General features: G+C 71.5%; 12 protein-coding genes and 2 tRNA genes. 9 read left to right on the forward strand and 5 right to left on the reverse strand.

Translation table 11 applies throughout. The features are described from left to right. Window positions 1-99: 99 nt before the first annotated feature. A complete protein-coding gene (locus ACFVR6_RS02745) occupies window positions 100-603 on the forward strand; it encodes a hypothetical protein (protein ID WP_386958585.1) in 504 nt (167 codons plus the stop codon). After that, entirely contained in the window at window positions 600-809 is a 210-nt protein-coding gene (locus ACFVR6_RS02750) for a hypothetical protein (RefSeq protein ID WP_386958586.1), read from the forward strand. Before ACFVR6_RS02745 ends, ACFVR6_RS02750 begins: the two co-directional genes overlap by 4 nt. Here the strand turns inward: ACFVR6_RS02750 and ACFVR6_RS02755 are convergent. Together ACFVR6_RS02755 and pgm are read right to left on the reverse strand one after the other, a co-directional pair. Further along, window positions 787-1,785, reverse strand: coding sequence for a magnesium and cobalt transport protein CorA (locus ACFVR6_RS02755; protein ID WP_386958588.1), 999 nt, complete (start codon window positions 1,783-1,785; stop codon window positions 787-789). The two genes, ACFVR6_RS02750 and ACFVR6_RS02755, sit on opposite strands and share 23 nt — an antisense overlap. A 183-nt stretch (window positions 1,786-1,968) precedes the next feature. Continuing rightward, entirely contained in the window at window positions 1,969-3,609 is a 1,641-nt protein-coding gene (gene pgm / locus ACFVR6_RS02760; RefSeq protein ID WP_386958590.1) for a phosphoglucomutase (alpha-D-glucose-1,6-bisphosphate-dependent), read from the reverse strand. Window positions 3,610-3,662: 53 nt separating this feature from the next. Between pgm and pheA the strand changes: the two genes are divergently transcribed. Continuing rightward, window positions 3,663-4,622: a prephenate dehydratase gene (gene pheA, locus ACFVR6_RS02765; protein ID WP_386958592.1), complete on the forward strand. Its 960-nt coding sequence runs from the start codon at window positions 3,663-3,665 to the stop codon at window positions 4,620-4,622. Between the two features lie 40 nt (window positions 4,623-4,662). Here the strand turns inward: pheA and ACFVR6_RS02770 are convergent, their stop codons facing one another. From ACFVR6_RS02770 to ACFVR6_RS02780, 3 genes are all read right to left on the reverse strand, one after another. Continuing rightward, window positions 4,663-5,718 (reverse strand): LLM class flavin-dependent oxidoreductase, encoded by a 1,056-nt coding sequence (locus ACFVR6_RS02770; protein ID WP_386958593.1) that lies wholly within the window; start codon window positions 5,716-5,718, stop codon window positions 4,663-4,665. A 67-nt stretch (window positions 5,719-5,785) separates the two neighbouring features. Beyond that, window positions 5,786-7,123 carry a cryptochrome/photolyase family protein gene (locus tag ACFVR6_RS02775; protein WP_386958595.1) on the reverse strand — a complete coding sequence of 446 codons (1,338 nt, stop codon included), beginning with the start codon at window positions 7,121-7,123 and terminating at the stop codon, window positions 5,786-5,788. A 7-nt stretch (window positions 7,124-7,130) separates the two neighbouring features. After that, window positions 7,131-8,120 carry a diacylglycerol/lipid kinase family protein gene (locus tag ACFVR6_RS02780; protein ID WP_386958597.1) on the reverse strand — a complete coding sequence of 330 codons (990 nt, stop codon included), beginning with the start codon at window positions 8,118-8,120 and terminating at the stop codon, window positions 7,131-7,133. A gap of 51 nt (window positions 8,121-8,171) precedes the next feature. On the opposite strand from ACFVR6_RS02780, the gene serS reads away from it, so the two are divergent. The 6 genes from serS to ACFVR6_RS02810 all read left to right on the forward strand — a co-directional run bounded on the left by serS (window position 8,172) and on the right by ACFVR6_RS02810 (window position 13,332). Next, window positions 8,172-9,437, forward strand: a complete 1,266-nt coding sequence (serS, locus tag ACFVR6_RS02785) for a serine--tRNA ligase (protein ID WP_386958599.1) — start codon at window positions 8,172-8,174, stop codon at window positions 9,435-9,437. Then, entirely contained in the window at window positions 9,434-10,342 is a 909-nt protein-coding gene (locus tag ACFVR6_RS02790; protein WP_386958601.1) for an HAD family hydrolase, read from the forward strand. Before serS ends, ACFVR6_RS02790 begins: the two co-directional genes overlap by 4 nt. 123 nt (window positions 10,343-10,465) lie before the next feature. Then, window positions 10,466-10,553 (forward strand) — tRNA-Ser (locus ACFVR6_RS02795). A 49-nt stretch (window positions 10,554-10,602) separates the two neighbouring features. Beyond that, window positions 10,603-11,895, forward strand: coding sequence for an LCP family protein (locus ACFVR6_RS02800; protein WP_386958603.1), 1,293 nt, complete (start codon window positions 10,603-10,605; stop codon window positions 11,893-11,895). Continuing rightward, window positions 11,892-13,169, forward strand: coding sequence for an LCP family protein (locus ACFVR6_RS02805; protein WP_386958605.1), 1,278 nt, complete (start codon window positions 11,892-11,894; stop codon window positions 13,167-13,169). The genes ACFVR6_RS02800 and ACFVR6_RS02805 overlap by 4 nt, the downstream gene beginning before the upstream one ends. Before the next feature lie 70 nt (window positions 13,170-13,239). Further along, window positions 13,240-13,332: transfer RNA gene (locus ACFVR6_RS02810), tRNA-Ser, on the forward strand. The last annotated feature ends 62 nt before the right edge of the window (window positions 13,333-13,394 follow it).

A 13,394-nucleotide genomic window follows, 5' to 3' on the forward strand; every position in this document is an offset into this window, starting at 1 on the left:
ATGCGGGCGGCCGAGACAGTGGGTGATACCCGCGGTCTCGGCCGCCGGTAGTCGTCTCACGGATCGAGGGGGCGGCGCGGCGCGGCGTAGACCTGAGCCATGACCCTCACCACCCTGCTCCCGACTCTCCGAGAATCGATCCCGAGTCCGTTGCGCAGCGAGCTCTGGCCGGCGAGAGCCGTTGCGGGCACCCGGGACGTCACCATCGCCGGCGTCTCCCTGCTGCGCTACGTGGACCTGTGCGCGACGCCCTGCGTGACCACCGGCGCGGCGGTCATCCCGGTCTCGGGCGGCATGGCATCCGCGACCGAGTGGACGAGCGTCGTCGTGGCGGCCATCACCGGGGTGAGCGAGGACGGCATCCGCACCCTGATGGTGGATGCCGCTCTGCACGCGGTGCCGCACATCGGCGGCGAGTTGCGGATGATCGGCCGGGTGTCGCACGCTCCTGAGCGTGCCTGGGTCGTCCTCGACGCGCGCGGCGAGCGGGTCGCGCTGGACGCACCGCTGCTGCCTGCGGACCTCCGCCCCGGCGACCTGCTCGCGCTGCCCTGCCGCGGCGCGATCGGCCTCGGCGACATCCGGGGCGACGCCCGCCCATGACCGGCATGCGCGGACCCGCCCTGCGGTTCCTGCTCGAACGGCGCCCGACGCCGGCCGGGGGAGCCGGGTACGCCGCACGCCCCGCCCCGTCCGACGGCACCGCGCTCGTCGTCATCGACCTGCGCGCATGCCCGACCGCGCGGCTGCGCGAAGCCGTGCCGAACGCGCGAATCCAGCGGGCGGTCACATCCAGCGGCGCGCCTTGAACACCAGCCACAGCGTCACCGAGGTCGCCGCCATGGCCGCCAAGGCCATCGGGTACCCCCACGGCCATTCCAGTTCTGGCATATAGGCGAAGTTCATGCCGTAGATCGTGCCGACCAGCGTCGGTCCGAAGAGGATCGCCGCCCATCCGGAGATCTTCTTCACCTGCTCGCTCTGCACGAGAGCCGTCTCGGTCTGCCGATGCGTCACGAGCGTGGCGTTGACGGTGAGGGCGTTCTCGAGGATCGATCGCATGGCCGCGAGCTTGTCGGTCACTCGGATGACGTGGTCCAGCACGTTGCGCAGCGACCGCTGCAGTTCGATGTCCGGCCGTGCGGTGTCGACGCCGGGCAGCAACCGCTCAAGCATGTCGGTGAGCGGCTCCGCGGCGCGCTGAAAATGGATCACCTCGCGCGACAGGTCGTAGATGCGCCGGGTGAGCTCGGTGCCGGTGTGTCCGAACAGGGCGTCTTCGATCTCGTCGACGTCCGTCAGGAGCCCTTCCACCACCGGTGCGTACTCATCGACGACCTCGTCGAGGATGGCCGCGAGCACCGCTTCGGGGCCCTTGCCCAACAGCTCGGGCTGCTGCTCGAGCCGCCGACGCACGGTTGCGAGGTCGGGCACCTCGGCGTGGCGGATCGTGACGACGAAGTCCGGGCCGACGAAGACGTGCAGCTCGCCGAACTCCACCGTCTCGGTGGCATCGTCGTACCGCGCGGGCCGGAGCACCGCGAAAAGCGTGTCGCCGTAGCGTTCGATCTTCGCGCGCTGGTGGCCCGACAGCGCGTCCTCCACGGCGAGTGGATGCAGCCCGAACTCGGCTGCGACCTGCTGGATCTCCTCCGGTGTCGGTCGCAGCAGGCCGATCCACGCCATCCCGCGGTTGTCCCGCATGTGCTCGAAGGTCTGCTCGAGGCTCTCCGGGTTGCGGATGCGCACCCCGTCGACGTAGACCGCGTTGTCGATGATCGGCATACGGCCAGTCTGCCTCGCGCCGCCGCCCGCCCTCGTCACCGCCGCGCCCTCCCCGCCCGCCGCCAGCCCCCACCGGTGAAACGACAGCTGACGGCCGAGACAGTGGGTAATAACCACCGTCTCGGCCGCCAGCTGTCGTCTCACGGATCGACGAGGGACGGCCGCGACCGCGACCCCGCGGGGTCAGCCGCCGAGGGCGGCGGCGACCACGGCGCGGGCCTCGGCCTGCACCTCGGCGAGGTGCTCCGGGCCGCGCAGCGACTCGGCGTACAGCTTGTAGACGTCCTCGGTGCCGGAGGGGCGGGCGGCGAACCACGCGTGCTCGGTCTGCACCTTGAGGCCGCCGATCGCGGCGCCGTTGCCCGGCGCGTGCGACAGCTTCGCAGTGATGGGCTCGCCGGCGAGCTCGGTGGCGGTCACGGCATCCGGCGACAGCTTCGCCAGCGTCGCCTTCTGGGCCGGCGTCGCGGGCGCGTCGACCCGCTGGTACGCCGACGACCCGAACTCGGCCTCCAGTTCGGCGTAGCGCTGCGACGGCGTCTTGCCGGTCACGGCGAGGATCTCCGCCGCCAGCAGGCACAGCAGGATGCCGTCCTTGTCGGTCGTCCAGACGGTGCCGTCCTTGCGCAGGAACGACGCCCCCGCCGACTCCTCGCCGCCGAAGGCGACAGAGCCGTCGAGCAGACCGGGCACGAACCACTTGAACCCGACGGGCACCTCCAGCAGCCGGCGGCCCAGCGACTCGGCGACGCGGTCGATGATCATCGACGACACCAGGGTCTTGCCCACGGCGGCATCCGCCGGCCACCCCTCGCGGTGGCGGAAGAGGTAGTCGATCGCGACGGCGAGGTAGTGGTTGGGGTTCATGAGCCCGGCATCGGGCGTGACGATGCCGTGCCGGTCGGCGTCGGCGTCGTTGCCGGTGAGGATGTCGTAGTCCGCGCGCGCCGCGACGAGGGATGCCATCGCCGACGGCGACGACGGATCCATGCGGATCTTCTCGTCCCAGTCCAGCGTCATGAACCGCCACGTCGGGTCGACGTCGGGGTTGACGACGGTGAGGTCCAGCCCGTACTCCTCGGCGATGAGCGCCCAGTACTCCACCGACGCCCCGCCGAGCGGGTCGGCGCCGATGCGCACGCCGGCGGACCGGATCGCGTCGATGTCGATGATCGAAGCGAGGTCGCGCACGTAGGCGCCCCGGAAGTCATAGCTGCCCAGGGTCGCGGTGTCGATGTCGGCGAAGCGGGTGCGCGTGACGCCCTCGAGCCCCGCGGCGATGAGCGCGTTGGCCCGGTCGGCGATCCACCCCGTGGCGTCGGTGTCGGCCGGTCCGCCGTGCGGCGGGTTGTACTTGAATCCGCCGTCGCGCGGCGGGTTGTGCGACGGGGTGACGACGATCCCGTCGGCGCGGCCGGGGTCGGCGGCATCCATCCCGCGGTTGTGCGTGAGGATCGCGAGACTCAGTGCGGGCGTCGGCACCCACGCGTCGCGGGAGTCGACCCGCACGTCCACGCCGTTGCCGACGAGCACCTCGATGGCGCTGCGCTCGGCCGGGCGCGAGAGCCCGTGGGTGTCGCGGCCGAGGAACAGTGGACCGGTGATGCCCTGGTCGGCCCGGTAATCGACGATCGCCTGGGTGGTGGCGAGGATGTGATCCTCGTTGAAACTGGTCGACAGCGACGAGCCGCGATGGCCGCTCGTGCCGAAGGCCACGCGCTGCTCGGGTACCGAGGCGTCGGGCTTGCGGTCGTAGTACGCCGACACGAGTTCATCGATGTCGACGAGGTCGGAGGCTTCGGCGGGCTGTCCTGCACGGCTCATGCGCACAGTCTGCCACCCGGGCCGCCGACGTGCGCGGACTAGGCTTGCTCCCTGTGAGCACCGCGCCCGACTCCGCCGCCCGCCGCACCTACAGCTACCTGGGTCCGGCCGGTACCTTCACCGAGGCGGCGCTCGCGCAGGTCCCCGAGGCCCGCGACCAGCAGTGGCGTTCCGTGCGCAACGTCGGCGAAGCGCTCGCGGACGTCGTCGAGGGCCGCTCGGATGCCGCCATGATCGCCATCGAGAACTCGATCGACGGCGGCGTGTCCACCGCGCAGGACGCCCTGGCGACGATGCCCGGCCTGCAGATCGTGGGCGAGTATCTCGTGCCGGTGAACTTCGTGCTGGTGGGCCGTCCGGGCACCTCGTTGGCGGACGTATCGCTGGTCGCCGCGCACCCCGTCGCCTACGCGCAGTGCCTGCAGTGGCTCTCCGCCCACCTTCCCGCCCATGCGCACCTGCCGGCGGCGAGCAACGTCGCCGCGGCGCTGGACATGCTCGACGGATCGAGCAATGCGGATGCCGCGATCGCGCCTCCCGGCATCCTGGAGCACCACGACCTGGAGCCCTTGGCCGAGGCGATCGGCGACAACCCGAACGCCGTCACGCGATTCGTGCTCGTGAGCCGCCCCGGTGCCCTGCCCGCGCCGACGGGCGCGGACAAGACGTCGATCATCGCGGAGCTGCCCGACGACCACCCCGGCGCCCTGCTGGAACTGCTGGAGCAGTTCTCGACCCGCGGCATCAACCTGTCGCTCATCGAGTCGCGTCCCATCGGCGACGCGCTCGGCCGCTACCGCTTCGTCATCGACGCCGACGGGCACATCCAGAACGAACGCATGGCCGACGCGCTGCTCGGGCTCCGACGCTTCAGCCCGCGCGTGCTGTTCCTGGGCTCGTATCCGCGCGCCGACCGCTCGATCGTGCGCTACCCCGACCGCTACTCGGACGAGGTGTTCGTCGAGGCCCGGGACTGGCTGCGCGGCCTCATCTCCGGCGAACTCGCGAGCTGATCACCGCCCGCGAGCCCGGCGACCAGCCCGGGCCGGTCGCTCAGGCGCCGAGCGCCTCGACGAGCAGTTCCAGCGTGCGCGCGCGGCCGTCGGTGCCGTCCAGCGCCTCCGTCGCGCGGGATGCGGCGATGGGCGACACCATGATCTCGTCCACGCCGTGCGTCTGGGCGAGGCTCTGCAGCTCGGATGCCGCCTGTGCACCGGTGCCGATGATCCAGCGCTGACGCATTCCCTCGATGAGCGGGGTCATCGCGTCGTCGATCTCGGCGGCCGCCGCCTCTTCGACGGTCTCCAGCGCCCGCATCGGGCGGTTCAGGCGCAGGCGCGCCATCGCGCGCAGCTGCGGCAGGGCGCGGGCCTCGGCCTCTTCGGCGGTGTCGGCGGCGACGACGTTGGCGGTGAGGAAGGTCACCGGCTCCGGGTGTGCCTCGCTCGGACGGTACTGGCCGCGATAGAGCCCGAGCGCGCGCTCGAGGCCTTCGCCGGAGAAGTGGTTCGCGAAGACGTAGGGCAGCCCGAGGGATGCCGCCAGCTGGGCGGAGTAGTCGCTCGATCCCAGCAGCCACACCTGCGGGGTTCCGGTGGCCGCCGGGGTCGCGTGCACGTCGTAGGTGCCGCCGGAGGTGAACTGCAGCGTGGCGCCCTCGGGGGAGACGAGCGCGAGGATGTCCTGCACGTGCTGCGGGAACCGCTCGACGTCGCTGGAGGTGCCCGACATGCGCAGCAGCTGCGTGATGACCGGGTCGCTGCCGGGGGCGCGGCCGATGCCGAGGTCCACGCGGCCCGGCGCGAGCGCCTCGAGCGCGGCGAACTGCTCGGCCACCACGAGCGGGGCGTGGTTGGGGAGCATGACGCCGCCGGACCCCACGCGGATGCGGGAGGTGCGCGCCGCGGCCGCGGCGATGAGCACGGGCGGGGTCGTCGAGCCGACCGAGGCCATGTTGTGGTGCTCGGCGAACCAGTAGCGGCGCAGCCCCAGCGCGTCCGCGCGCTCGGCCAGCGCGAGCGAAGCCGCCACCGCCTGCGCGCTGGTCTGGCCGGTGCGCACCGGCACGAGGTCGAGGACGGACAGGGCGGGGCTGGTCGAAGTGCTCATCCCCACGTGCAACCGGGGGCGGGCGCCGGGCATTCCGACCGGGCCACGCCTCGGCGGGTGCGCCCGGTCACCGCGCGCGCTTGACCGCCTCGTACGCGGCCAGCGCCGCCGTGCGCGTCGCGGCGAGATCCACGATGGGCTCGCGCCCCTCGGCGTTGGGAGCCCATCGCGCCGTGTAGGCGCCGTCGGGGTCGAACCTGGTGCGCTGCAGCTCGGGGTTGAAGACCCGGAAGTAGGGGGCGGCATCCGCGCCGGAGCCGGCGACCCACTGCCAGTTGAACGGGTTGCTCGCATCGTCCGCGTCGACGAGGGTGTCCCAGAACCACTGTTCGCCGTGCCGCCAGTCGATCAGCAGGTTCTTCACCAGGAACGACGCCGCCACCATCCGCACGCGGTTGTGCATGAAGCCGGTGCGCCAGAGCTCGGCCATGCCGGCGTCCACGAGAGGGATGCCGGTGCGGCCGCGCTGCCAGGCTTCGAGGTGCCCGCGGTGAAGCGGCGGCCACGGGAAGGCGTCGAACTGCGGGCGCAGGTTCTTCGTCGCGAGGTCGGGGAAGTGGTGGAGGGTGTGCCACGCGAATTCGCGCCACCCCAGCTCCGACAGGAACCGTCCCGCGCCGGGTGTGCCGGTGGCGGCATGCCACACCGTGAAGGGACTCACCTCTCCCCACCGCAGCCGCGGCGACAGCAGCGATGTCGCGCCCGCCGCCGGGGAATCCCGCGCCCGGTCGTAGCGCCCGAGGTCGTCGTCGAGGAACTCCCGCAGCCGCTCCCTGGCCGCGGGTTCGCCCGGCTCCCACCTCTCCCGCAGACCTTCGGCCCAGTCGGGTCGGTGGGGCAGCAATCCCCAGTCGTCGAGGGTGTCGGATGCCGGTGCGCGCGTGGGGCCGGTCACCGTCCGGGGCTCGGGCAGCGGCGCGCGCGGCGCTGGGAGGGACAGGCACGCGCGCCAGAACGGCGTGAACACCGAGAACGGCGTGCCGCCGCCGGTGCGCACCGTCCACGGTTCGAACAGCACCGACCCGGCGAACGAGGCCACCGTGACGTCGTCCTCACGCAGCCCCGCCTTCAGCCGCGCGTCGATCTCCCGCGCCGCGCCGTAGCGACGATTCCAGAACACCGCGCCGGCGCCGGCATCCGCCACCGTCTCGCGCACCACCTGCGCGGCGGGGCCCCGCCGCAGCACGAGGGTGCCGCCGCGCTCGGCGAGGCGGTCGGCGAGCGAGGCGAGGCTGTGGTGCAGCCACCAGCGCGCGGCGCCGCCGAGGGGGCGGATGCCGGGGGACTGCTCGTCGAGCACGTAGAGGCCGACGATCGGTCCGCCGCGGTCGATCGCCGCACGCAACGCCGGGTTGTCGGCCAGGCGCAGGTCCTCGCGGAACCACACGATCGAGGGGGAGGTCATGCCCGCCTCACACGGGGAGGGTGTGACCGGACGGCACCGTCACCCGCAGCGCCCCCGGCTTCACGCGGGTGCGCACGTGCACTGCCTCGCCGAACTCGTCACCGTCGAGCTGCACCGGCTGCGCTCCCGCCGGGGCGATGTCCATCGCCGGGCCGCGGGAGTAGCGCACCGCGGTGTCTTCGGTGCGCAGCGCCAGCGCGCGCCGGCCCGCGCGGAACCGGCGCAGCACGCTGTTGTCCCACGCCACCCGCCGCCACACGAACAGCCAGCCGAAGGGGCCGGCGGGCTGAAAGACCACGACGTCCAGTTCGCCGTCGATGACCGACGCCTCGGGGATCAGCTCGAGCCCGGCCGGCAGCGAGCCGCAGTTGGCGAACAGCACGCTGTGCACTTTGGCCGAATGCATGCGGTGGCTCTCGACCTGGTAGACCACGCGGAAGGGCTGGGCGTTCACGAGCGACCGGGCGGCGCCCTCGACGTAGGCGACCCAGCCGACCGTCTTCTTCAGCTGCGGGTTGGTGTTCGCGATCATGGCGGCATCCAGCCCGATGCCGCCCATCACGACGAACGCGTGCTCGTCGACCTGCCCGTCGGGGCGGCGGAGCGTGGCGAAGCCGATGTCGATGTCTTCCGTGTCCCCCTCGAAGGTCGCCCGGACCATCGTCTCGGCGTCGCCGAGGGGCAGCCGCAGATTGCGCGCCAGCAGGTTGCCGGTGCCGCTGGGGACGATCGTGAGCGGGATGCCGGTGTCGCTCACGGCTCCCGCGACGGCCCGCACGGTCCCGTCGCCGCCGGCGACCAGCACGGCTGCCACCCCCTGGGCCAGCGCATCGCGGGTGGCGCCGTCGCCCAGGTCGTCCACCGTGGTGCCGAACATCAGCGGCGGCGCCCATCCCGCCTCTTCCGACAGCCGCTCCACGGCGGCGCAGAGCGTTGCGGCATCCACCTTGATCGGGTTGTAGACCAGCGCGGCGCGAGGGGCGGCGGGCACGGTCATGCAGACACGATAGCCCGGCTGTGAGGGCGGGGCCTGTGCGAGGATTGTCGGATGATCGATCCCGCTCTGCTCCGCGACCAGCCGGACCTCGTCAAGCGTTCGCAGCAGGCCCGCGGTGAGTCGCCCGAGACCGTCGACGAGGCCGTCGCGGCCGACCGCGCCCGCCGCGCGGCGATCACCGCGTTCGAAGAGCTGCGCGCCGCGCAGAACGCCCACGGCAAGCGGGTCGCGCAGGCGCCGAAGGACGAGAAGGCGGCGCTGGTCGCCGAAGCCAAGGACCTCAGCGACCGGGTCAAGCGCGCACAGGCCGCCGTGGCCGAGGCCGAGGCCGCGGCCGACGCCGCGTTCGCCAAGCTCGAGAACATCGTGATCGAGGGTGTCCCCGCCGGTGGCGAGGACGACTTCGTCACCCTCCGCACCCACGGCGAGCCGCTCGAATTCGATTTCACGCCGCTGGACCACCTCGCCCTCGGCGAGAAGCTCGGCGCGATCGACATGGAGCGCGGCACCAAGGTGTCGGGCTCGCGCTTCTACTTCCTCACCGGCATCGGGGCGCGGCTGGAGCTGGCCCTCATGAGCCTGGGGCTCGACCGCGCGCTGCAGGGCGGGTTCACCCCCATCATCCCGCCGACACTCGTGCGCCCCGAGGTCATGCGCGGCACCGGGTTCCTCGGCCAGCACGCCGACGAGGTCTACCACCTCGCCGACGAGGACCTCTACCTCGTCGGCACCAGCGAGGTGCCGCTCGCGGGCTACCACATGGACGAGATCCTCGACCTCTCCGCCGGGCCGAAGCGCTACGCCGGCTGGTCGACCTGCTACCGCAGCGAGGCCGGCTCCTACGGCAAGGACACCCGCGGCATCATCCGCGTGCACCAGTTCAACAAGCTCGAGATGTTCGTCTACACGACCCCTGAGGATGCCGAGGCCGAGCACGAGCGGCTCGTCGCCGTGCAGGAGCAGCTGCTGCAGGATCTGGGGCTGAGCTACCGCGTCATCGACGTCGCCGCGGGCGACCTCGGGTCCTCGGCCGCGCGCAAGTACGACATCGAGGCGTGGGTGCCCACGCAGGGTGCGTACCGCGAGCTCACCAGCACGAGCAACTGCACCACCTACCAGGCCCGGCGCCTGGACATCCGCTTCCGACCCGACGGCGGCAAGACCGCGCCGGTCGCGACCCTCAACGGCACGCTCGCCACCACCCGCTGGATCGTCGCACTGCTGGAGACCCACCAGCGCGCCGACGGCTCGGTGACGGTGCCCGAGGTGCTGCGCCCCTACCTCGGCGGGCTCGAGGTCATGGAGCCGATCGCATGAGCAAGGCCCACCTGCCCGCCACCGGCAGCGTCGAGGTCACCCAGCCCGGCGACGCGGCGGAGCTCGTCGAGGACATCGCGGAGGATGCCGAGAATCCGCTCGTCGCCACCGAGCGCCTGCTCATCGTGCTCGACATCGACGGCACCATCCTGCTCGAGGACGAGTCGCTGAGCCCCGGCATCGTCGAGGCCGTCGCGCACGCGCACCGCGCAGGGCACGAAGTGATGCTCGCCACCGGCCGCAGCTGGGAGAGCACCCGCGGCATCATGCGCGTGCTGGAGATCGCCCCCGAATACGTCGTGTGCTCCAACGGTGCCGTCGTGATGAAGCGCGTCGACGGCGACGAGGTGCGCTACGAGCGGTTCCACACCGAGACCTTCGACCCCACCGAGGTACTGACGCTGCTGCGCGAACATCTCCCGCACGCGCGGTACATGGTGGAGCTGCCCGACGGGCGACGCCTGTACACCGAGGAACTCGACGACTGGAACCTGCAGGGTGCCAAGCGGGTGACGTTCGAGGAGCTCTCCGCGCAGCCGGCATCCCGTGTCGTGGTCGTCTCGCCCGACGAGACCGAGCAGGACTTCGTCGACCTCGTCGCGCGCATCGGCCTCAACGAGGTGTCCTACGCCGTCGGCTGGACGGCGTGGCTCGACATCGCTCCGCGCGGAGTGGACAAATCCTCCGCGCTGCAGCTGGTGTGCGACTGGCTGGGTGTCGACCCGGCGCACGTCCTCGTGATCGGCGACGGCCGCAACGACATCGGCATGTTCCGCTGGGCGCGGGAGCACGGCGGGCGCGCCGTGGCGATGGCCCAGGGCGTGGAAGAAGTGCGCGCCGTGGCGGGGGAGACCACGGGCTCCGTCGAAGCTGGCGGCGTCGCCGCCGTGCTGCGCGCGCTCTGAGTCGACGCGCACACGCGGCCCGCGCGTCATTCAGCGGCTGTACAGCCGTCGCCGAGACAATGGGAGACGGTGCCGTCGACTAGACTCGGGGCCTGTTCGACGGATGCCTTCGCGTGTCCGCCGGGAGGGTTGTCCGAGCGGCCGATGGACCTGGTCTTGAAAACCAGTGGGCAGCAATGTCCCGTGGGTTCGAATCCCACACCCTCCGCCAAGGCACTCGGGTGTGACGATAAGGGCCCGTCCCACCCGAGAGGACCCGCGTGAGCACCCCCGACCCCAGCGGCAGGCCCACCGGCGCTGCGCGCGCCAGTCGGCGCCCCCTGGCGCGGCACGGTGCCCACCGTTCGCCGGGGCCGTTCGCCCAGGTGCTCAAGTTCGTCGGCATCGCCCTGGCGGTCGTCCTGGTGGCTGCGGGCGGCGTCGCCGCCTACACGGCGTACGACCTGGCATCCAGCTTCGCCGACGGATCGGTCGACCTCGAAGGCCAGGAGGCCGTGCCGCCGGACATCGGCGAGATCGAGGGAGGCGTGAACCTCTTCCTCGCCGGCACGGATGCCTGTGAGCCCGAGTACGCCGCCTACTTCGGCGACCGCTGCACCGGCGCCGACGCCGAGGGCGAACTCAACGACGTCAACATGCTCGTGCACATCTCCGACGCTCCGCGCCGGGTGACCGTCATCTCGTTCCCGCGTGACCTCATGCTGCCGATCCCGGCGTGCACCGAACCGGGCGGCTACACGAGCTCGGCCATGCGCAAGCAGCCGCTGAACTCGGCGTACTCGTACGGCGGCGAGGCAGGGCTCTCCTGTGTCGTGTCGACCATCTCCGAGCTGACCGGCCAGGACATCCCGTTCGCGGCGAAGGTCACCTGGGGTGGCGTGATCGAGGTCACCAACGCCATCGGCGGCGTCGAGGTCTGCATCGCCAACGGCATCCGCGACCCCCACACCGGCATCGACTGGGAAGCGGGCAACCGCACCATCGCGGGGCTCGAGGCGCTGCAGTTCCTGCGCACCCGTCACGGCGTCGGCGACGGCGGCGACCTCGGCCGCATCAGCAACCAGCAGCAGTACATGTCGCGGCTCGCCCGCAAGCTCGTCAGCGACGAGGTGCTCTCCAATCCGGCGACCCTGTACTCGCTGGCATCCACCGCCGTGAAGAACGTCACGCCCAGCAAGACGCTCACGAACCCCGTCACGCTCATGCAGATCGCCCTCGCGGTCAAGAACGTGCCGTTCGAGGAGATCGTCTTCCTGCAGTACCCCGTGCTGACCGACCCCGATGACCCCAACAAAGTCGTGCCCGACTACGACTCCGCCGAGCAGCTGTGGGCGGCGCTGGAGGCCAACCAGCCCATCGTGCTCAGCGGCGAGGCCAGCCAGGGTGACGGCGTGGTGGTCGTCGAGCCCGAAACCCCTGCAGCTCCCGCTCCCGCACCGGACGCCAGCGCTGCGCCGACGGACACGACCGCGCCGAGTGTTACTCTGCCATCGTCCATCGCTGGCCAGACCGCCGCGCAGGAGACCTGTTCGAACGGAAATGTGAGCGAATGACCCCACGCAGCGCCCGAGGGCGACGGCTGCCGATCGCCCGCCATGGCGCGCTGCGTTCCCCCAATCCGCTCCTGCAGATGCTCACCGTCGTGGGCGTCATCGTCGCCGTCGTCGTGGTGTCGGGTGTCAGCGTGGCCGGATACGCGGCCGTGGGCCTGGTGTCGGACTTCGCCGAGAACGCCGTCGAGCTCGACGACGCTCCCGCCGCGCCGCCGAGTCTCGGGGCCATCGAGGGCCCGATCACGATGGTCGTCACGGGCACCGACGAGTGCGAGGACGAGATCGCCGACTCGTTCGGCGGCCGGTGCAAGGGGCCGGATGCCAGCGGGCAGCTCAACGACGTCAACCTGCTGGTGCACATCTCCGATGCGCCGCGGCGCGTGACCGTCGTGTCCTTCCCGCGCGACCTCATGCTGCCGATCCCCTCGTGCACCCGCGAGGACGGCTCGCAGACATCGGCGATGCGCAAGCAGCCGCTGAACTCCGCCTACTCCTACGGCGGGCTCGGCTGCGTCGTCAACACCTTGTCCTCTCTCAGTGGCCTGAGCGTGCCGTACGCCGCCAAGGTGAGCTTCGGTAACGTCATCAACATCACCGACGCCATCGGCGGGGTCGAGGTGTGCATCGCCGGCGGCGGCATGCGCGACCGTCACACCGGGATCGACTGGCCGGCCGGCATCCGCACGGTGTCGGGCTACGACGCGTTGCAGTTCCTGCGCACCCGGCACGGCGTGGGGGACGGCTCGGACCTCGGCCGCATCAGCAACCAGCAGCAGTACATGTCGCGCCTCGTGCGCAAGCTCGTCAGTGACGAGGTGCTCAGCGACGTCGGCACCCTCGGTGCGCTCGCCGGCACCGCGGTGAAGAACGTGACGCCGAGCGATTCGCTGGCCAACCCGCTGCGGCTCGTGCAGATCGCCCTCGCCGCCAAGGATGTACCGTTCGACGACATCACGTTCCTGCAGTACCCCACCTACACCGACCCCGCGGATGTCAACAAGGTGGTGCCCGACTACGACGCGGCGGAGCAGCTCTGGGCGGCGCTCATCGCGAACCAGCCGCTGCAGCTGAGCGGCGAGGCGGGCAAGAACGACGCGGTCGTCGTCGTCGAGCCGCCCGCCGCCGAGGCGCCGGCGGACCCGGCCGTCGTCGAGGGCGAGACACCCCCGGCCGAGGTGCCGGCGGTGCCCGACGGCACCGTGGTGCTGCCGCAGTCGATCACCGGTTCGACCGCCGCGCAGGAGACCTGCTCGGTGGGCAACGTTCCCGGGTGAGCCGTGTTCGTCCAGGGTGCGCGACCGGGTTATGATGGCTGAGTGCGTCCGCCGGGAACGGCTGGCGCCTGGAGACGTCGCATAGTCCGGCCTAGTGCACCACCCTGCTAAGGTGGAGTCCCCTTTATGGGGACCGAGGGTTCAAATCCCTCCGTCTCCGCCACTTCCTCTGCTCTGAGCTCCGCGGTTTCGTCGTGCCTGGCACGTACCAGCGCATCCCGCAGT

The organism is Microbacterium sp. NPDC058021 (genome assembly GCF_042885955.1).
GTDB lineage: Bacteria > Actinomycetota > Actinomycetes > Actinomycetales > Microbacteriaceae > Microbacterium.